The sequence below is a fragment of the Streptomyces sp. NPDC031670 genome (assembly GCF_055580545.1).
In genome coordinates, this window is the sequence record NZ_JBVILC010000006.1 from 318338 (window position 1) to 337955 (window position 19618).

Consider the following 19618-nt stretch of genomic DNA (forward strand, 5'->3'; position numbering starts at 1 on the left):
CGTCACCTGCCGGGGGTCGGGGAGGTCTTCGCGGGGGCGGGCGCCTGGGGTGCGGCGGGGGTGGAGGCGCGCGGGGGCGTACCGGAGGGGGTCTGCGCGGGCACGGGGGCCGGCGCGGGGGTGCCGGTCGGCTGCGCGGTGGGCGCGGGCGAGGCGGCCGGGGTCTCGGGGGACGGGGCGGGGGCGGTCACGGCCGCGCCCTGGACCAGCTCGGGGCTGGGGGCCGGGGCGGGCTGGACGGCGCCCGCGCCGGGCACGCCCCTGACCGTGCCGTCCGGGTTGAGGAAGAGGGGGCTGCCGCCGGGGACCATGCCGAGTTCGGTGGCCCGCCGGGAGAGCGCGTCGGGGGCGGAGAGGCCGTCCACGTCGTGCTGGAGGGCCTGCTGCTCGTCGGTGAGCTCGGTGGTCTGGCGGCGCAGCTCGCTCAGTTTGAACGAGCCCTCGTTCAGCGCCGAGTTCAGCAGCAGCAGGCTGATCAGACCGCCGCCGAGGAGCACGACGACCAGCAGGACGAAGGGGGTGCGGGCGGCGCTGCCCGTGCCCGCGGGGGGCAGCAGCCTGCCGAGCCGGGCGGCCCGCCCCCGCAGCTGCCTGGCCGGTCCGCTCACCGCAGGTCCTCCCGGATGCGCTGGGCCCCGCGGAACCTCGCGGGGGCCGCCCGCCGGTTCTCGGCGATCTCCTCCTCCGTGGGCAGTTCGGCGCCGCGGGTCAGGAGCTTCAGACGCGGCTGGTACTGCTCGGGCACCACCGGCAGCCCCGGCGGGGCGGTGTTGGCGGCGCCGGCCGCGAAGACCTGCTTGACCAGGCGGTCCTCCAGCGAGTGGTACGACAGGACCGCGATCCGGCCGCCCACGTCCAGGGCCGCCACAGCCGCCGGAATGGCCCGCTCCAGGACCGAGAGCTCGCCGTTGACCTCGATGCGCAGCGCCTGGAAGGTGCGCTTGGCGGGGTTGCCGCCGGTGCGCTTGGCGGCCTGCGGCAGCGAGTCGCGGATCAGCTCGACGAGCCGCGCGCTGTTGCTGAACGGCTCCTTCTCGCGCTCGCGGACGACCGCCGAGACGATCCGCTTGGCCTGCTTCTCCTCGCCGTACTGGCGCAGGATGCGTACCAGCTCGCCCGGCGCGTACGTGTTGAGCACCTCGGCGGCGCTCATACCGGTGGTCTGGTCCATGCGCATGTCGAGCGGGGCGTCCTGCGCGTAGGCGAAGCCGCGGTCGGCCTCGTCGAGCTGCATGGAGGAGACGCCGAGGTCGAAGAGGACGCCCTGGACGCGCGGGACGCCGAGCCGGTCCAGGACCTCGGGGAGCTCGTCGTAGACGGCGTGGACCAGGGTGGCGCGCTCCCCGTAGGGCGCCAGGCGCTCGCCGGAGAGCCGCAGGGCCTCCTTGTCCCGGTCGAGGGCGATCAGGCGCGCCTCGGGGAAACGGGTGAGCAGGGCCTCGCTGTGGCCGCCGAGGCCCAGGGTGCAGTCGACGACGACCGCCCCGGGCTGCGTCAGGGCCGGGGCCAGCAGGTCCAGGCACCGCTGGAGCATCACCGGGACGTGCCGGATCCGCTCCTCCCGTCGCCCGCCGTCGCCCTCGCTGGGAAGCGCTTCGCGCCCTGTCACTTTGGCCCTCTCAGGTCCGGCGGGCACCCCGCGCATACGGCCGGGTCCCCACCCGCTCGGAAGGTCTGCCGGCGCCGGGGAAGTGGCGTCAGCCGACCGGCGAGCGGGAGGAGGCCGAGCCGTACGCGCGCCGCGCACGCGGGGGGAAACTGTGCAACTGCTCTGTTCTGCGGATACGGGATCTGTCCCCGCAAGCGGGCCGGGGTGTGTCACCCCACCCACTTCGCGTCACTTTAGTCCACCGGTCCTTTCGGTCAATCAACGGCCCAGCGCGTCGCGGGGTGCGCTTTTCACCCGAACGGACGGCCGACTGTCACGCTTGTGGGTTACCTCACAGCGGACCGAGTTGACGGGATTTTTCCGTCCTCACAACGCGACCGGACGATCTACGGCGACTAACGTCATAGACATGTCGACTCCTGCGCATCTCCCCGCAGAGCCCCCCGTCCGCCCCCACCTGGCGGTCAGTGACGGGGGAACCGTCACCGACCGGCTCGTCGAAGCGAACCGCAGGTACGCACAAGCGTTCGACGATCCCGGTATGGACGCCCGCCCGGTCCTCCGCGTCGCCGTCGTGGCCTGCATGGACGCCCGCCTCGACCTGCACGCGGCCCTCGGCCTGGAACTCGGCGACTGCCACACCATCCGCAACGCCGGCGGCGTGGTCACCGACGACGTCATCCGGTCACTGACCATAAGTCAGCGGGCGCTCGGCACCCGCAGCGTCATGCTCGTCCACCACACCGGCTGCGGCCTGGAGTCGCTCACCGAGGACTTCCGCCACGAGCTGGAGGACGAGGTCGGCCAGCGCCCCGCCTGGGCGGTGGAGTCCTTCCGCGACGTCGACCAGGACGTACGCCAGTCCATGCAGCGGGTCCGCACCTCGCCCTTCCTGCCGCACATCGACGACGTGCGCGGATTCGTCTTCGACGTCACCACCGGCCTGCTCCGCGAGATCGACCCGGCGGCCTAGTCCGGGACCGGACCGGTCCGCACCGGTCCGCACCCCGAGGGAGTTCGGACTCGATTCCGCGTCGCTTCGGGATCTCTTCGGAGACTCTTGGGGGCGTCTTCGGAGACAAAAACACGGCAACCCCCGACATATCCCCTCCAGTTATCCACAGGCGAGTGACACGACGCGGCGACGGCAACAAGAATGCGGGGGTGGCATCCGTCCGAACGTCTCGGACGCGGTGTCCCTATTTCGAAGTGGGCCGTTCCGTTTCCAGTGCGCCGGCCCGCAGGCAACTGGGGTAACCCCCCGCTCCCGGAGCGGGGGGAAGGGCCGAGGAGGGCCGGGTGACGACCTATGACGAGCGAGCGAGCCTCACAGATCTGACCGCCACTGCGGAGCGCGTCCGCAGGTCGGTGGAGGGTGTGATCGAGGGCAAGCCCGAGGTCGTACGGCTCTCGCTGACCGTACTGCTCGCCGAGGGGCACCTCCTGATCGAGGACGTCCCGGGCGTGGGCAAGACCATGCTGGCCAAGGCGCTGGCGAAATCCATCGACTGCTCGGTGCGGCGCATCCAGTTCACACCGGACCTGCTGCCGTCGGACATCACCGGTGTGTCCATCTACGACCAGCAGCGGCGGGACTTCGAGTTCAAGCCGGGCGCGATCTTCGCGCAGATCGTGATCGGCGACGAGATCAACCGCGCCTCGCCCAAGACCCAGTCGGCGCTCCTGGAGTCCATGGAGGAGCGCCAGGTCACCATCGACGGGCAGACCTATGAACTGCCCAGCCCCTTCATGGTGGTGGCCACCCAGAACCCGGTCGAGATGGAGGGCACCTACCCGCTGCCCGAGGCCCAGCGCGACCGCTTCATGGCCCGCGTCTCGATCGGTTACCCGTCGGCCGAGGCGGAGCTCCAGATGCTCGACGTGCACGGCGCGGTCTCGCCGCTCGACGACCTCCAGCCGGTGGCGCACGCGCACGACATCGTCAAGCTCGTCGACGCGGTCCGCAAGGTCCACGTCGCCGACGCCGTGCGGCGGTACGCGGTGCAGCTCGTCGGAGCCACCCGCAACCACCCCGACCTCAGACTCGGGGCCTCGCCGCGCGCCACGCTCCATCTGCTGCGCGCCGCCAAGGCCGCGGCGGCCCTGAGCGGCCGGGAGTACGCACTGCCCGACGATGTCCAGGCGCTCGCCGTCGCCGTCCTCGCGCACCGGCTGCTGCCCACCGCCCAGGCCCAGTTGAACCGCCGCACCGCCGAGCAGGTCGTCCTGGAGATCCTCCAGCACACCCCCGTGCCGCAGGCCGGCGGCCCGCTCTACGGCCAGCAGCAGCCCGGCACCCGGCGGCTGTGATGGCGGCCGGGGCTCCCCCGGCGGGGGCGGGGCCGGAGGAGGGCGACAGGGGCGGGGCCCGGGCGGCCCTGTCCGGACTGACCACCCGCGGCCGGTCGTTCCTGGCCGCCGGGATCGCCGCCGCGGTCTGCGCGTACGTCCTGGGCCAGGAGGACCTGCTGCGGGTCGGGCTGCTGCTCGCCGTGCTGCCCCTGGTCTGCACGACCGTCCTGTACCGCACGCGTTACCGGGTCGCGGGCAGCAGGCGGCTGGCGCCCGCGCGCGTGCCCGCGGGCGCCGAGGCCCGGGTGCACCTGCGCGTCGACAACGTCTCCCGGCTGCCCACGGGCCTGCTCATGCTCCAGGACCGGGTGCCGTACGTGCTGGGACCGCGCCCCCGTTTCGTCCTGGACCGGGTGGAGGCGGGCGGCAGGCGCGAGGTGTCCTACCGGGTCCGCTCGGATCTGCGCGGGCGCTATCCGCTCGGCCCGCTCCAGCTGCGGCTGACCGACCCGTTCGGGATGTGCGAGCTCACGCGCGCGTTCAGCGCCCAGGACACCCTCACGGTGATACCGCGCACCGAACCCCTGCCGCCGGTGCGCCTGTCCGGCGAGGCCGCCGGGTACGGCGACGGCCGCCACCGCTCGCTGGCGCTGGCCGGCGAGGACGACGTGATCCCGCGGCTGTACCGGCACGGCGACGACCTGCGCCGGGTGCACTGGCGCTCCACCGCGCGCTACGGCGAGCTGATGGTGCGCCGCGAGGAGCAGCCGCAGCGGGCCAGGTGCACGGTGCTCCTGGACACCCGTGACCTCGCGTACGCGGGCGCGGGCCCCGACTCGGCCTTCGAGTGGGCGGTGTCGGGCGCCGCCTCGGCGCTGGTGCACATGCTGGAGCGCGGCTACTCGGTGCGCCTGCTCACCGACACCGGAAGCTCGGTGCCGGGCGAGGGGGAGGGCGGGTTCGCCGGAACCACCCAGGACTCCTCGGACGCGGCGGGACTGATGATGGACACCCTCGCGGTCGTGGACCACTCCGACGGCGGCGGCCTCTCGCACGCGTACGACGTGCTGCGCGGCGGGAACGAAGGACTGCTGGTGGGGTTCTTCGGGGACCTCGACGAGGAACAGGCCGCGGTCGCGGCGAAGATGCGGCGGCGCAGCGGCGCCGCGGTCGCCTTCGTCCTGGACAGCGACCTGTGGACGTACGGCTCGCCGCCGCCCGGGGGCTTCGGCCCGGCCGAGCGGACGCTGCGGCTGCTGCGCGAGGCCGGATGGACGGCGCTGGCCGTGCCGCCGGGCGCCTCGCTCGCCGAGCTGTGGCGGCAGGCGGGCCAGGAACGGACGGGGACGGCGACGGGGACAGGGGCCGCTTCCGGCGGCGCTCCGTGGCCGTCGGGAACATCGGGGATACCGGGAATGTCAGGGGCGTGGTCATGAGCGGGCGCGGACGGCTGGCGCTGTGCGCCTTCGCCGCCACGGTGATGACGTCGTGCTCCATGCTGCCGCTCGTCGACCGGGCGACCTGGATCGTGCAGGCCGCGTTCCTCCTCGCCCTCCAGGCCGGGGTGGGCGCGCTCGCCCGCCGGGTGCCGCTGGCCCGGCCGTTGACGGTGCTGGTGCAGGCCGTGGTGACCCTGGTGCTGCTGACCGTGGTGTTCGCCCGGGAGCAGGCGCTGATCGGGCTGCTGCCGGGGCCGGAGGCCTTCGAGCACCTCTCCGGGCTGCTCGGGCAGGGGGCCGACGACGTCAGCCGGTACACGATCCCGGCGCCCGCCACGGACGGCATCCGCCTGATGGTGGTGGGCGGGACGCTGGTGATCGGGCTGGTGGTGGACGCGCTCGCGGTGACCTTCCGCAGCGCCGCCCCGGCCGGGCTGCCGCTCCTCGCGCTGTACTCGGTGGCCGCCGGGCTCTCGAACGGCGGGGCGAGCTGGCTGTGGTTCCTGCTGGCGGCGGGCGGCTATCTGCTGCTCCTGCTCGCCGAGGGGCGTGACCGGCTCTCGCAGTGGGGGCGGATGTTCGGCGGCGCTGCCCGGTCGGACCGGCCGCAGACGCCGTTCGAGGGGGACAGCGGTCCGCTGGCGCCGGTCCGTACCGGCCGCCGGATCGGGGCGCTCGCCCTGGGCATCGCCCTGGTGATCCCGGCCGCGCTGCCGGCCATGGGCACCGGGCTGCTCGGCGGGAGCGGCGGCGGCAGCGGGGAGGGCGGCGGCGGAGGCACGATCTCCGCGGTCAACCCGCTGGTCTCGCTCCAGAACAGCCTCAACCAGCCCGAGGACCGCGAGGTCCTGCGCTACCGCACCAACGCTCAGGACACCCAGGACCTGTATCTGCGGATCGTGGCCCTCGACCAGTTCGACGGGGCGTCCTGGAAGTCGTCCGAGCGCAAGATCAAGGACGTGCCGGACGTGCTGCCGCAGCCCGAGGGGCTGAGCCCGGCGATCGGCACCGCCGAGATCCGCACGAGCGTGTCGGCCGCCGGCTGGTACACCCAGAACTGGCTGCCGATGCCCTACCCGGCGACCAAGGTCGACATCGGCGGGCACTGGCGCTTCGAGCCGGTCGGCCGGACCCTGGTGGGCGACCGGGGCCAGACCACCCAGGGCGTCCAGTACCAGGTCAGCAGCCTCCAGGTGCGTCCGACGGCGGACCAGTTGGCAGCCGCCCTGCCCGCTCCCCCGGCGCTGGCGCGGGAGTACACGAAGGTCCCGCAGACCCTGCCGCGCATCGTGGGCACGACGGCCCGCAGGATCACCAAGGGCGCCACCACGGACTACCAGCGTGCCGTGATGCTGCAGGACTGGTTCGCGGTGAAGGGCGGGTTCACGTACGACACCCAGGTCGAGTCCGGCAGCGGTACGGAGGCGATCGCCCGCTTCCTCAAGGACAAGCAGGGCTTCTGCGTCCACTTCTCCTTCACGATGGCCGCGATGGCCCGGACCCTGGGCATACCGGCCCGGGTGGCGGTGGGCTTCACGCCCGGCGAGCCGCGTTCGGACGGGACGATGTCGGTGGGGCTGCGGGACGCGCACGCGTGGCCCGAGCTGTACTTCGAGGGTGTGGGCTGGACCCGGTTCGAGCCGACCCCCTCGCGCGGTTCGGCCCCCGACTACACCCGCCCCGACACCCCTTCGGGCGCTCCCAGCAGCCCGGTGAAGCCCTCCGACGGCCCCTCGACGCGGCCCTCCGCGGCGCCGGCCCCGTCCTCCTCCTGCCCGGCGCAACTGCGCAAGCAGAACGAGTGCGGCGAGGTGGCCCCGGCGGCTCCCCTGGGCGGCGACGGCGGCGGGACGTCCGCGGCCACGGTCGCCGCGGTGGCCCTGGGCGTGCTCGCGGTGCTGGTGCTGCCGCTGCTGCCGTGGCTGTGGCGGGTACGGGTCCGGTCCCGGCGGCTGGCCCGGGCCGGGCACCCGGACGCCGACCCGGTCACCGCCACGCTGACGGTGTGGCGGGAGGTCATCGACACGGCCTGGGACCACGGCATCGCTCCCGACGACTCGCTGACGCCCCGCAAGGCGGCGGCCCGCATGGTGCGGCTGGGCGGTCTGGACGGCCCGGCGGCGGAGTCGGTGCACCGGGCGGCGAGCGCGGTGGAACAGGTCCTGTACGCCCCCACCCCCCGGCCCCCCACGGGCCTTTCGGAGGCAGCCCACGACATCCGCGCGGGCCTGCGCGCGTCCCTGCGGCCCTGGCCCCGCCTCCGAGCCGACCTGGCCCCGCGCTCGGCGGCACGGCTCGCCTGGACGGCGACGGCGAAGTGGGAGTCACTGACGTCCCGGGCGGCGAGGCGACTGAGGACGGCGGGACAGACGGTGCTGCGGAGGCCGACCGGGGGGCGGTCGGTGTGAGCGGGTGAGGGGCGGGTGCCGGCGGGCCCCGGTCGAGGCGAGAGGCAAGCCCTCGCGCCTCGCCAGGCCCTCCGGCTCCTTGCCTGCCGGTGCCTGCCGGTGCCTGCCGGTGCCTGCCGGTGCCTGCGGGAGGGTCCGGCGTCGGCCCGCCGGGCGGCGCCCGTGGGCGCGACACCGGGCCACCCCTCCGAGGACCGGACGGGCGCACCTCCAGCTTGTCCGGCGCCTGAGGACGAGCGAAGGCCGCAGGCCGAGGCAACGGCCCGCACGGCGGCACGCACAGAGCCACCCCCGAGAGCGCGATCAATCCAGCCCGTCCGGCGCTTGAGGACGAGCGACGGCCGCAGGCCGAGGCAACGAACCCGAACAGCGGGACGCACAGAACCACCCCCCGAGGGCGCGATCAATTCAGCCGTCCGGCGCTTGAGGACGAGCGACGGCCGCAGGCCGAGTGACACCACTGAGGGGCGACCACCGCATCGGTGATCGCCCCTCAGTCACGTTCGAACACAGGCCCGCCGGGCCTAGCGACCGCCTTCGTCGCGGCGCCGCTGCCAGCGCTGCTCGATGCGGTCCATCACCGACCGCTTCGGGCCGCGTGCGCGCGCCGCGGGCCGCGCCGCCACACCGCCGCCCACCGGCTGCTCACCACGCCGTGGCGCCTTGCGCCAACCGGTGACCGCGAGCACGGCACAGCCGAGCATGATGAGGAACCCGACCACGCTGATCCAGATCCCCTGCCCGATACCAATCATGAGGAGCGCGATACCCACCAAAAAGCCGGCGACCGCCTGGTAGACCCGTCGCCGGGTGTACGTACGCAGCCCGCTTCCCTCAAGCGCTGTCGCGAACTTGGGATCTTCGGCGTACAGCGCTCGCTCCATCTGCTCGAGCATGCGCTGCTCGTGCTCCGAGAGCGGCACGGAGTCCTCCTACTCGTCGGTCGCGGGGGGCGACCGGATGCGGCCCCTTCAGGATAGGCAGGGAATCGCCCCCGTGAAACCCGCCCTCTACGCCAATTCGCCAATCCGAGCCGCCACGGCGGCCCGCCCGGTGAGGAGTGGATTCCCCATCGAACGACCCGCCATGCCGGACCTTGTACCCCGATCATACGGGGCGAAGCCGCCGATCGGGGGGCCTGTGGCGTACTCCATGCCGCTACTCCGTCCGGGACAGCTTCGCTGATCAGCGCGGGGACGTCCGGGCGTGGGACCGGCCGCCTACCGACCATCCGCGGCGCGTCCGTCCGGGCGGCGGTCCGCACGGCACGCGGTCGGCCGTCCCGGCGGCCGGTCGAAGGCCGCCACGCGAGCGGATACCGAGCGGATACCGAGCCGATGACGGGCGGCTGCCGAGTGCACGCCGGACGGATGCCAGGCGAAACACCGGCGGAGGCACGGGTACACCCGGGCACCCAGGCCTCGGGCACCCAAGCCTCGGGCGCCCGGGAGAAACCGCCCCCCTTCAGGCCCGCTTCTCGCCCAGCACGTGCAACTGCGTCGCCACGGAGTGGAACGCGGGCAGCTCGGCCGCCGCCGCCTCCAGCTTGAGCAGGGCGTCCAGCGCCCCCGGCTCGGTGTCCACCAGGACCCCGGGCACCAGGTCGGCGAAGACCCGTACGCCGTGCACCGCCCCGACCTCCGCACCGGTCGCCGCGACCAGCTCGGTGAGCTGCTCGGCCGTGAACCGCCGCGGCACCGGGTCGCCGTCGCCCCAGCGCCCGGCCGGGTCGCTCAGGGCCCGGCGGGCCTCGGTGAAGTGCCCGGCGAGCGCGCGGGCGATGACGGCGCCGCCGAGACCGGCCGCGAGCAGGCTCAGCGCCCCTTCGGCGCGCAGCGCGTCCACCGCGTTGCGCACACCCTCGGCCGGGTCCTCCACGTACTCCAGGACACCGTGGCACAGCACCGCGTCGTAGCCGCCGCGCTCCACGACGTCGAACAGGCCGAGCACATCGCCCTGCACACCGCGGACCCGGTCGGCCACCTCGGCCTCGGCGGCCCGGCGCTCCAGGGCGAACAGCGCGTTCGGGCTGGGGTCGACCACGGTGACGCGGTGGCCGAGGCGGGCGAGGGGCACCGCGAAGTTGCCCGAGCCGCCGCCGGTGTCCAGGACGTCCAGCGCCTCGCGCCCGGTGGCCTTGACCCGGCGGTCGAGGGCGTCCTTGAGGACCTCCCAGACCACGGCGGTACGGAGAGAGGCGCGGGGGCGCATGGGGTCCGGCACGGCAGTTGACTCCTCGGCGCGGCGCCGCCGCGGGACGGCGGGGCAAAGAACGGTGAAGGCCCGTCCACCCTATTGCCTCAGGGGCCCGCGCCCGCTCATCCCCGCACCTCACCGCCTCTCCCCGCCCCGTCACCCCGCGTCCGGCTCCCGGGTCCTCGGCTGGGGCAGCGCGGGCTGCAGGACGAGCAGACGCTCGACGAGCCGCAGGAACATCGCGGCGTCGCGGATGAGGTCGTCGGCGTCGCGGGCGGTGGCGGCGCCCTGGATGCCCGCCTCGGCGCGCGCCCGGCGGGTGGCGCCGGAGGCGAACAGGGCGCTCCACTCGGTCAGTTCGGGCGCTATCTCCGGCAGCACCTCCCAGGCGCTTCGGATCCGCTGCCGCCGGCGCGGTCCGGTCTCGGGCCGGCCCCGGGCGGCGAGGACGGCGGCGGCGGTGCGCAGCGCGGCGAGATGCGCCGTCGCGTACCGCTCGTTGGGGGTGTCGAGCACGGCGGCCTCGTCCAGACCGCTGCGGGCCTGGGCGAGAAGGTCGAGGGCGGCGGGTGGCGCGCCGCCCCTGCGGAGCACCGGGTGGATGTCGCTCGCGGGACCGTTCAGTGAGGGGGCAGGGCCGATGGGGCGGGGCCGGTGGGCGGCTGCCGCGCGATGGCTGGCCATGACGAACCTCCTGTCGTCGTGTGACGGCGCTGTGGCCGTATGTGTCCATCGTGAGGGCCCCCACTGACAATCGGGCCTCGCCCGCTCCTCCCCCGGCCCTGACCTGCCCCTTTGCCCCGAACGCAGGTCCGGGTTACTTTTGTACTGACCAGTCAGTTCAAAGAATTCGTCAGCTCAACGAATGGGGGGGAACGTGGACAGCCCGCACGGGGCAGGCGTCACCGCCGAGGACTTCGGGCTCAAGGGGCCGCGCGGCTGGGTCTTCCGGGGTGTGCGGCTGGAGGCCGCACCCGGTTCGCTGGTCGCCGTCGAGGGCCCCTCCGGGTCCGGGCGTACCTGTCTGCTTCTGGCTCTCACCGGCCGGATGAAACCCACCGAGGGGCATGCCGAGGTCGGCGGCGAACGGCTTCCGGGCCGGATGACCGCCGTCCGCCGGTTCAGCGCCCTCGGCCCGGTCCCGGAGGTGAACGACCTCGACCCCGCCCTGACCGTCGCCGAGCACCTGCGCGAACGGGCGCTGCTCCAGCACCGCTTCGGCGGTTCCGTACGCGCGCTGCTGCGTACGCCCGCCGAGCGCCGCACCGCGGCCAGGGCCACCATCGACGAGGCGCTGAAGGCCGCGGGCCTCGACCTCACCACCCTCCCGAAGGACGAGCGCACGTACGTACGCGATCTGGAACGGCTTGAGGCGCTGCGCCTGTCCGTGGCGCTGGGGCTGATGGGACGGCCCAGGCTGCTCGGCGTCGACGACGCCGACATGAAGCTCTCCGACGCCGAGCGCACCGAGGCGTGGGCGCTGCTGCGGTCGATAGCCGACGCCGGTACGACGGTGCTGGCCGTCTGCAGCCAGGCTCCCGCCGAGGCGGACCTGACCGTGGGGACCACGCGGGGCACGCAGGACGAGCACGGCGAGCGGGACGACCGGGACGACCGGGACGACGAAGACGGGGACGAGAAGGGGGCGGGGGATGCGTTCGCCACGACTGGCCGCGCTTGAGCTGAGGCGCTTCGGCAGGGGAAAGCTGCCGCGGGCCGCGCTGGTCGCGCTGCTGCTGCTGCCGCTGCTGTACGGCGCGCTCTACCTGTGGTCGTTCTGGGATCCGTACGGACGGCTCGACCGGGTTCCGGTCGCGCTGGTCAACGAGGACAAGGGCGCCACCGCCGGCGGCCAGAAGATCACCGCGGGCGACGGCATCGCGGAGGGGCTGCACAAGAGCAAGACGTTCGACTGGCACGAGGTCAGCGGCGAGGAGGCGCGCAAGGGCGTCGAGGACGGCAAGTACTACCTGTCGCTCACCATGCCCGCCGACTTCAGCCGGCGGATCGCGTCGAGCTCCGGCGACTCCCCCGAGACGGGCGCCCTCCAGGTGCGCACCAACGACGCCAACAACTACATCGTGGGGTCCATCTCCCGCACGGTCTTCTCCGAGGTGCGCTCGGCGGCCTCCGCCAAGGCCTCGCGCTCCTTCCTGGACAAGATCTTCATCTCCTTCTCCGACCTGCACGACCAGACCGAGAAGGCCGCCAAGGGCGCCGCCGACCTCAAGGGCGGCCTGGGCAAGGCGAAGCAGGGCTCCAAGGACCTCGCGGACGGCCTGGGCGACGCCAAGGCGGGCAGCGGCAAGCTGGCGGGCGGCATCAGAAAGCTCAACAGCGGCTCCGCCGACCTGGAGACCGGCGCCCGCAAGGTCGCGGCCGGCACCCAGACGCTGGCCAACAGGGTCAACACGGCGGCGGACGAGGCGCGTCCCTTCCTGAAGGAGAACGCCAAGACCATCGGGGACGCGGCCAAGCTGGTCGACGACTCGGTGGGACCGGTGCGCGACAACCTGGCCGACGTGATCCGGGCGGCGCCCGCCGCCGCGACCGGCGCCCGCAAGGCCTCCGACGACCTCGACAAGGTGTACGCCAAGCTGTGCCAGTCGTCCGCGACACCGGGCCCCGGCTGCCCGGAGCTCAAGCGCGCCAAGAAGGCCGCGGCGACCGCCGCCACCCTCGCCGAGGACCTCAACCGGGTGGTCCAGGACCAGAACAGCGACTTCAAGACGCTCGACAAGAACCTCGTGGAGCTCCAGAAGCAGGCGCGCCGGGTCGCCAAGAACGCGCCGACGCTCGCCAAGGACCTCGACAAGGCCGTGGGTGACATCAATGCCCTCAACAAGGGCGCCAAGGAGGTCGCCAAGGGCGCCGGCACCCTGCACACGGGGCTGACCGCGGCGAAGACCGGCGCCACCGACCTGGACAGCGGCGTGGGCAAGCTCAAGAAGGGCGCGGGCACCCTCGACGGCGGCCTGCTCAAGCTCTCCGACGGCTCCGCGCAGCTCGCGGGCGGTCTGCACGACGGCGTCGGCAAGATCCCCGACTACGACAAGCAGGACCGCGACAAGCGCACCGAAGTGATGGCCGACCCGGTCAGGCTGGCCTCCCAGGCGCTGCACAAGGCGCCGAACTACGGCACCGGCTTCGCCCCGTACTTCATCCCGCTCTCCCTGTGGGTGGGCGCGATGGTCGCCTACATGCTGATCCAGCCGCTCAACCGGCGGGCGCTCGCGGCGGGCGCCTCGGCGTGGCGGATCGCGCTGGCGGGCTGGCTGCCGGTGGCGGCGGTCGGGGTGCTCCAGGTGGGCGCGCTGATGACGGTGCTGCACTACGGGCTCGGCCTGGAGATGGAACGCGCCGCGGGGACGATCGGTTTCCTCGCCCTCGTGTCGTGCTGTTTCGCGGCGATCGTGCAGTGGCTCAACGCCCGCTTCGGCGCGGCCGGACGCATCCTGGTGCTGGCGCTCCTGATGCTCCAGCTGACCTCGGCGGGCGGCACCTATCCGGTGCAGACGAGCCCGGCGTTCTTCAACGCGATCCACCCGTATCTGCCGATGAGTTACGTGGTCGAGGGGCTGCGCAGGCTCATCACGGGCGGCGGGCTCGGGCCGGTGTGGCAGGGGTGCGCGGTGCTGGCGGCGTTCACGGTGGGCTCGCTGGCGCTGACGGCCCTGTCGGCCAGGCGGAAGCAGGTCTGGACGCTGGACCGGCTCCACCCCGAGCTGAGCCTCTAGGAGCGCCGGACCTGTGAGAATCGACCGCATGGAGTCCAGCACCAGACGGCAGGCGACCCGGCAGAAGCTCTACGAGGCGGCGGTGACGCTCATCGCCGAGCAGGGGTTCTCGGCGACCACCGTCGACGAGATCGCGGAGCGGGCCGGTGTCGCCAAGGGCACCGTCTACTACAACTTCAAGAGCAAGACCGAGCTGTTCGAGGAGCTGCTGCGGCACGGCGTGGGGCTGCTCACCGCCTCGCTCCAGGAGGCCGCCGACGTCACCCACGCGCGCGGTGGCAGCAGGGTCGAGGCGCTGGACGCCATGATCCGGGCCGGTCTGGAGTTCATCCACCGCTATCCGGCCTTCACCCAGCTGTACGTGGCGGAGCTGTGGCGCACCAACCGGGCCTGGCAGTCCACCTTGATGGTGGTGCGCCGGGAAGCGGTCGCCGTCGTCGAGACGGTGCTGCGCGAGGCCGTCGCGGAGGGCGAGCTGAGCGAGGAGATCGACATCCCGCTCACGGCGGCGGCGCTGGTCGGGATGGTCCTGGTGGCGGCGCTCGACTGGCAGGCCTTCCAGAGCGAGCGCTCCCTCGACGAGGTGCACGCGGCGCTCTCGCGGCTGCTGCACGGGCGGGTCAGCGGACGCTGACCGCCGCCACGCGCGCGTGGACACACCGGTGCGGCGGGGCCCCGATCCCCCCTGGGCCCCGCCGCACCGGCGTATTTCTTTCGGAACACGTCCCCCGTACGTCGCTCTGGGCACTTCAGTACCCCCGTACCCTCCGTGCCCCGTACGTCGGGGGGAGCCGCGCTCGTTCCGCCGCCCCGTGTCGGCGGTACGGGCGCGCCTGCCCCTTCCGTGTCCTCCACTCTTCCGTCCGCGCAGGTGGGACCCCATCCGCGCAATTACTCATCTCCTCCTCTGAGTACGGATACTCAGGCCTGTGTGCTCAACCCCAGCCCGGAAAAGCCGCGACTGGTTACGATCACGTCCGTGTCCGTACTCCCCCTGGTGTTCACCAGCGGCTGGGCCAGTGGGATCAACGCGTACTCGGGTGGTCCTGCTGCTCGGCGTCTTCGGCGCGACCGGGGTCACCGACGAGGTGCCCGACGCGCTCCAGCGCCCCGACGTCCTGATCGTCGCGGGGGTGCTCTTCCTCTGCGAGGCCGTGGCCGACAAGATCCCGTACGTCGACTCCGTCTGGGACTCCGTGCACACGGTGATCCGGCCGGTGGCGGGCGCCGTGGTGGGCGCGCTGCTGGCCGGGCAGAGCGGGTCGCTGCCGGATCTGGCGGCGGGCGCCATCGGCGGGTCGACGGCGCTGACGAGCCATCTGGTGAAGGCCGGCACGCGGATGGCGGTGAACACCTCGCCGGAGCCGTTCAGCAACATCGCGCTCAGCACCGCCGAGGACCTCGGTGTCGCCGCGATCATCAGTTTCGCGATCTTCCACCCGGTCGCCGCGGCCGTCGTCGCGGGCACGCTGCTGCTGCTCGGTGTGGCGATACTGGCCTTCCTCTGGAGCCGGATCCGCCGCTTTCGGCGCCGCCGCGCCCAGCTCCGCGAGGAGCGGCGGCTGGCCGCGGCCCGGGAGGCGGGCCCGCCCCGGTGAGGCCGCCCGGCCCGGGCGGCGGCGTTGTCGGTGGCGGCCGATAAAGTCCCTGGCATGGCACGGATTGCGGTGATCGGCGCCGGGATGGGCGCCATGGCGGCTGCCGCCCGGCTGGCCGTGGCAGGCCACCGGGTGACGGTGTACGAGCGCGGCTCGACGTACGGCGGGGCGCTGGGCAGGTTCGAGCGGGACGGGTTCGTGTTCGACACCGGCCCCGGTCTGCTGCGCCTGCCCGCGGTCTACCGCGACCTGTTCCTCAAGACCGGCAAGGAGCCGCTGGAGGACCGGGTCGGGCTCACACCGACCGACCCCGCCGCCCGCCACCTCTTCGCCGACGGTACGGACGTCTCGCTGCCCAACGCCTCGCGCGCGGGCGTCGTCTCGGCGCTGGACGGGGCGCTCGGCGTGGGCGCGGGCGAGAAGTGGGGCGACTTCCTGGGCCGCGCTCGGGACGCCTGGGACCGCTCGCGCCGCCCGCTCCTGGAGGAGCCGCTCTGGGCCGACTGGCAGGTGCTGGCCCGCGACCCGTATCCGGCGCTCAGACAGCGCCGGCTGCTGCGCTCCCCCCGCCAGGCGTCCACGCTGGCGGAGGTCGGCGCCTGGGAGCTGGGCGATGCCCGTCTGGCCGCGCTCCTGACCAGCTACGCGCTGGCGGAGGGCCTGGATCCGCGCACCGCCCCGGCGAGCGCCGCCCTGCTGCCCTACCTGGAGCAGAGCTTCGGCAGTTGGTATGTGCGCGGCGGTATGCGGGAGCTGGCGCGCGCGGTGTACGAGCGGTGCCTGAAGCGGCGCGTCGCCTTCGTCTTCGACGCCGAGGTCACCGGGATCGTCGAGAAGGACGGCCGTGCGGCGGGTGTGGAGCTCGCCTCGGGCGAGGTGGCGGAGGCGGACCATGTGGTCCTCGGCGCCCGGCCGAGCACCGGCTCGGGCCCGCTGCGCGGGCGCGAACCGTGGCGGTCCGGTGATGTGCGCCCGGCCGCCGACCTGGCCCCCGGGCGGTTCACGGTGCTGCTCGCCCTGAGCGGCGGGCGCCCGTCCGACGCGGTGCACCGCACGGTCGTCCACTCCCCCGACCCGGCCGCCGAGGCGGAGGCGGTCTTCACCACCGGCCGCCCGGCGACGCCTCCGACGGTCACGGTGCTGCGCCCCGACGACCCGGCCACCCGCCCGGACGACGCCCACGAGGCGGTCACCCTGACCGCGACGGTGCCCCCGCAGGGCCCGGTCGACTGGACCGACGAGCAGACCCGCGAGGGGTACGCGGACACACTGGTCCAGGCCGCCGCGGCGGCCGTCCCGGGACTGGCCGAGCGCGTCCTGTGGCGGGTGGTGCGCACGCCCGCGGACACCGAGGCCGAGACCGGCTCCGAGGGCGGCTCGGTCCCCGCGCCCTCGCTGGCCGGAGCCGGTGCCACCCGGCTGCACCCGGGCAACCGCACGGGTCTGCCGGGGCTGTATCTGGCGGGCGGCTGGGCCCACCCCGGTGGCGGGCTGGCGCACGCCGGGATGTCCGGGGCGCTGGTCAGCGGCCTGATCGTGGAGGGCGACGACTTCCGCGGCTCCCAGTGAGCGGCACGGCCGGGTGGGCCGCCGACCCACCCCGGCGATCACTCAATAGCGGTACGGCTGCTGTTCGTTGAGGTAACCGGATCCGGTGCCGCCGCCCGTCCCGTTGCCGTACTCACCGCTGTACGGGTACGGCGCGGGCTGCTCCTCGCCGTAGGGCTGGGGCTCGTTGTCGCGCTGCTGCGGCACCCAGACCCCGCCGGGCGGGGTGTCCATGCCGTAGTTCTGGGCGTAGGGGTCGGCGTAGGCCTGCTGGGGTGCGGCATAGCTGTCGTAGCTGCCGTAGCCCTGGGTGGTGCCGCTGCCGATGTACGGGTCGGAGTACGCGGCGTAGCTCTGCTGACCGGTGTCCGTGCCGTAGTCGTACTGGCCCGCGTACGGGTCGGCGAACTGCTGCTGTCCGGCGTCGAATCCGGCGTACTGCTGCTGGGCGCCCGCGGGGGCGGTCTCGCTGTAGACGCCGTACTGGCCGGTGTCGTCGGGCAGCGGCTGCGGCTCGTAGACGGACTCCCGGGCGGCGCTCGTCGCCGCGTCGGCGCCCTCGTCCGCCGGGGCGCCCTGCGGGGCGTCGCCCTCGCCGTCCTCGTACCGGACGCCGGATACCTGGAGCACCGGGTCCTTCAGCGGGGCCGCGGCGCCCGAGCGGCGACGGCGGCTGGCGCCCGGCCTGCCGCCGACCGCCCACCCCGTGGAGAAGCCCCGGCGGAAGGAGAGGGTCACATAGGTCTGGCCGACCGCGAAGGCCAGCGCCCCCAGGATGATCACGAACACCGAGGGCAGAAGGACGCCCAGGACCACGCCCATGAAGCCCGTGAAGGCCAGCAGCCGCCAGCGCAGCCGCGCCTTGTACTGCAGGAGCACTTCGCCGAGCAGCCAGAGCGCGACGACGCCGAACGCGATGTAGAGGACCGCCCAGCCCATGTACGCCCCTCTCCCAACGGCCGCCGCCCCCCTTGTCGGGACGGCCGGCCGGTACACCGGATGCGACTGATCAGGGCTGCTGGTGCAGACCCAGATTCTCGTAGATCTCGAGTGTCGCCGTGGAGTTGTTGAGGGTAATGAAGTGCAACCCGGGTACGCCATCGGCGAGCAGCCGCGCGCAGAACTCCGTGGCGAACTCGATGCCAATGGAGCGTACAGCGGCCGGATCGTCCTTGACGGCGAGGATCCGCTCTTTCAGCTCGGGCGGGAACTCGGCGTTGCTGAGCTGGGGCAGTCGCTCCAGCTGCTTCACGCTGGTCACCGGCATGACCTCGGGAATGATCGGGGTCGTGCAGCCCGCCTCGGCGGCCTTGTCGCGCAGCCGCAGATAGCTCTCGGGGCGGAAGAACATCTGGGTGATGGCGTAGTCCGCGCCGGCCCGGCACTTGTCGACGAAGTGCCGTACGTCGGTGTCCCATTCCGTGGAGCGCGGATGCATCTCCGGGAAGGCCGCGACGCCGACGCAGAAATCGCCGGACTCCTTGATGAGGCGGACCAGGTCGGCGGCGTAGGTGACGCCCTCGGGGTGCTTGACCCAGTCGCCCATCGGGTCGCCCGGCGGGTCGCCCCGGACCGCGAGGATGTTGCGGATGCCGGCGTCCGCGTACTGGCCGATCATGTTGCGCAGCTCGGCCACCGAGTGACCGACGGCGGTCAGATGGGCGACCGGGGTCAGCGTGGAGTCGGCGGCGATCTGCTCGGTGGCCTTGACCGTGCCGGAGCGGGTGGAGCCGCCCGCGCCGTAGGTCACGGAGACGAAGCTCGGGGCCACCGCCTCCACCCGGCGCAGCGCGTTCCAGAGGTTGCGCTCGCCCTTCTCGGTCTTGGGCGCCCAGAACTCGAAGGAGTACGTCGTCTCACCGGTCGCGAGCATCTCGCGCACGGTGCGTGCGTGGTCCGTCCTGGTGGAAGCAGTGCCAAGGGCCATACCCGCAGGTTAGCCAGGCCTTGGCGGTCCCCCAACAAGACGAGGGTAAATTGTCCTCATTGTCGGACTCTTGTCCACCCTTCGGACAACCGGCCGCTAGCGGGCCACCAGACGTTCACGTATGCGCCCGGCCAGGTTCGCCGTCGCCTCGGCGGGGTCGTCGGCCTCGGTGATCGCGCGGACCACCACGACCCGCTCCGCGCCCGCGTCCAGCACCTGGTCGAGGTTGGCGGCGTCGATACCGCCGATGGCGAACCAGGGGCGCGCGGTGGCGAGCGAGGCCGTGTAGCGCACCAGGTCCAGGCCCGGGGCGTGGCGGCCCGGCTTGGTGGGGGTGGGCCAGCAGGGGCCCGTGCAGAAGTAGTCCACGCCGGGTTCGACGGACGCCGCGAAGGCCTCGGCGTCGGCGTGGGTGGAGCGGCCGATCAGGACCTCGCCGCCGAGGATCGCCCGGGCGGCCGGAACGGGCAGGTCGCCCTGGCCCAGGTGCAGCACGTCGGCGCCGATGGCGTGCGCCACGTCGGCCCGGTCGTTGACCGAGAGCAGCTTGCCGTGCCGGCGGCAGGCGTCGGCGAAGACGGCGAGGTGCTCCAGCTCCTCGGCGGCCTCCATGCCCTTGTCCCGCAGCTGGACGATGTCCACGCCCGAGGACAGCACCGCGTCCAAGAAGGCGGGCAGATCGCCCTGGCGCCTGCGCGCGTCCGTGCAGAGGTACAGGCGGGCGTCGGCGAGCCGCTCACGGGCCGTGGGCATGAAGGTCCCCCGTGGGATGCGGTGGGGGGGGGGGGGGGGGGGGGGGGGGGGGGGGACGGAGGGGGGGGGGGGGGGGGGGGGGAGGGGGGGGGGGGGAGGGGGGGGGCCCCC

The 19618-nt window shown here is 73.5% G+C and carries 16 protein-coding genes and 1 pseudogene; 9 read left to right on the forward strand and 8 right to left on the reverse strand.

Annotation, left to right across the window (positions count from 1 at the left end; all coding sequences use genetic code 11):
* Positions 1-2: 2 nt before the first annotated feature.
* Entirely contained in the window at positions 3-608 is a 606-nt protein-coding gene (ftsL, locus tag ACZ5ID_RS14755; RefSeq protein WP_468897378.1) for a cell division protein FtsL, read from the reverse strand.
* Positions 605-1609 carry a 16S rRNA (cytosine(1402)-N(4))-methyltransferase RsmH gene (gene rsmH / locus ACZ5ID_RS14760; protein WP_468897380.1) on the reverse strand — a complete coding sequence of 335 codons (1005 nt, stop codon included), beginning with the start codon at positions 1607-1609 and terminating at the stop codon, positions 605-607. The genes ftsL and rsmH overlap by 4 nt, the downstream gene beginning before the upstream one ends.
* A gap of 409 nt (positions 1610-2018) precedes the next feature.
* On the opposite strand from rsmH, the gene ACZ5ID_RS14765 reads away from it, so the two are divergent.
* From ACZ5ID_RS14765 to ACZ5ID_RS14780, 4 genes are all read left to right on the forward strand, one after another.
* Complete coding sequence (locus ACZ5ID_RS14765; protein WP_468897381.1) at positions 2019-2582, forward strand: beta-class carbonic anhydrase; 564 nt, start codon at positions 2019-2021, stop codon at positions 2580-2582.
* A 326-nt stretch (positions 2583-2908) separates the two neighbouring features.
* On the forward strand, positions 2909-3919 hold the full coding sequence (locus tag ACZ5ID_RS14770; RefSeq protein WP_406556672.1) for an AAA family ATPase: 1011 nt from the start codon (positions 2909-2911) through the stop codon (positions 3917-3919).
* Positions 3919-5337, forward strand: coding sequence for a DUF58 domain-containing protein (locus ACZ5ID_RS14775; protein WP_468897384.1), 1419 nt, complete (start codon positions 3919-3921; stop codon positions 5335-5337). The genes ACZ5ID_RS14770 and ACZ5ID_RS14775 overlap by 1 nt, the downstream gene beginning before the upstream one ends.
* Positions 5334-7748: a transglutaminase TgpA family protein gene (locus tag ACZ5ID_RS14780; RefSeq protein WP_468897385.1), complete on the forward strand. Its 2415-nt coding sequence runs from the start codon at positions 5334-5336 to the stop codon at positions 7746-7748. The genes ACZ5ID_RS14775 and ACZ5ID_RS14780 overlap by 4 nt, the downstream gene beginning before the upstream one ends.
* A 524-nt stretch (positions 7749-8272) precedes the next feature.
* Here ACZ5ID_RS14780 and ACZ5ID_RS14785 read toward each other — a convergent pair.
* The 3 genes from ACZ5ID_RS14785 to ACZ5ID_RS14795 form a co-directional block, all read right to left on the reverse strand.
* On the reverse strand, positions 8273-8671 hold the full coding sequence (locus tag ACZ5ID_RS14785; RefSeq protein WP_406557367.1) for a DUF3040 domain-containing protein: 399 nt from the start codon (positions 8669-8671) through the stop codon (positions 8273-8275).
* 541 nt (positions 8672-9212) lie between these two features.
* Positions 9213-9971, reverse strand: a complete 759-nt coding sequence (locus tag ACZ5ID_RS14790) for a class I SAM-dependent methyltransferase (protein ID WP_468897387.1) — start codon at positions 9969-9971, stop codon at positions 9213-9215.
* A 129-nt stretch (positions 9972-10100) separates the two neighbouring features.
* The gene (locus ACZ5ID_RS14795; RefSeq protein WP_406553373.1) at positions 10101-10628 is read right to left on the reverse strand and encodes an SAV_6107 family HEPN domain-containing protein; all 528 of its coding nucleotides are present in this window, start codon (positions 10626-10628) and stop codon (positions 10101-10103) included.
* 193 nt (positions 10629-10821) lie between these two features.
* On the opposite strand from ACZ5ID_RS14795, the gene ACZ5ID_RS14800 reads away from it, so the two are divergent.
* The 5 genes and pseudogenes from ACZ5ID_RS14800 to ACZ5ID_RS14820 all read left to right on the forward strand — a co-directional run bounded on the left by ACZ5ID_RS14800 (position 10822) and on the right by ACZ5ID_RS14820 (position 16848).
* Positions 10822-11625, forward strand: coding sequence for an ATP-binding cassette domain-containing protein (locus tag ACZ5ID_RS14800; protein WP_468897389.1), 804 nt, complete (start codon positions 10822-10824; stop codon positions 11623-11625).
* Positions 11597-13681, forward strand: coding sequence for a YhgE/Pip family protein (locus ACZ5ID_RS14805; protein ID WP_468897391.1), 2085 nt, complete (start codon positions 11597-11599; stop codon positions 13679-13681). Before ACZ5ID_RS14800 ends, ACZ5ID_RS14805 begins: the two co-directional genes overlap by 29 nt.
* A 28-nt stretch (positions 13682-13709) precedes the next feature.
* Positions 13710-14315, forward strand: a complete 606-nt coding sequence (locus ACZ5ID_RS14810; RefSeq protein ID WP_358837143.1) for a TetR/AcrR family transcriptional regulator — start codon at positions 13710-13712, stop codon at positions 14313-14315.
* A gap of 345 nt (positions 14316-14660) precedes the next feature.
* Positions 14661-15279: pseudogene (locus tag ACZ5ID_RS14815) on the forward strand (DUF4126 domain-containing protein).
* A 54-nt stretch (positions 15280-15333) separates the two neighbouring features.
* Positions 15334-16848: a phytoene desaturase family protein gene (locus ACZ5ID_RS14820; RefSeq protein WP_468897393.1), complete on the forward strand. Its 1515-nt coding sequence runs from the start codon at positions 15334-15336 to the stop codon at positions 16846-16848.
* A gap of 42 nt (positions 16849-16890) precedes the next feature.
* On the opposite strand, the gene ACZ5ID_RS14825 is transcribed toward ACZ5ID_RS14820, so the two are convergent.
* The 3 genes from ACZ5ID_RS14825 to thiE all read right to left on the reverse strand — a co-directional run bounded on the left by ACZ5ID_RS14825 (position 16891) and on the right by thiE (position 19507).
* On the reverse strand, positions 16891-17766 hold the full coding sequence (locus ACZ5ID_RS14825; RefSeq protein ID WP_468897395.1) for a hypothetical protein: 876 nt from the start codon (positions 17764-17766) through the stop codon (positions 16891-16893).
* A gap of 70 nt (positions 17767-17836) precedes the next feature.
* Entirely contained in the window at positions 17837-18754 is a 918-nt protein-coding gene (metF, locus tag ACZ5ID_RS14830; RefSeq protein ID WP_468897397.1) for a methylenetetrahydrofolate reductase [NAD(P)H], read from the reverse strand.
* A gap of 96 nt (positions 18755-18850) precedes the next feature.
* Positions 18851-19507 (reverse strand): thiamine phosphate synthase, encoded by a 657-nt coding sequence (thiE, locus tag ACZ5ID_RS14835; protein WP_468897399.1) that lies wholly within the window; start codon positions 19505-19507, stop codon positions 18851-18853.
* Between the last annotated feature and the right edge of the window lie 111 nt (positions 19508-19618).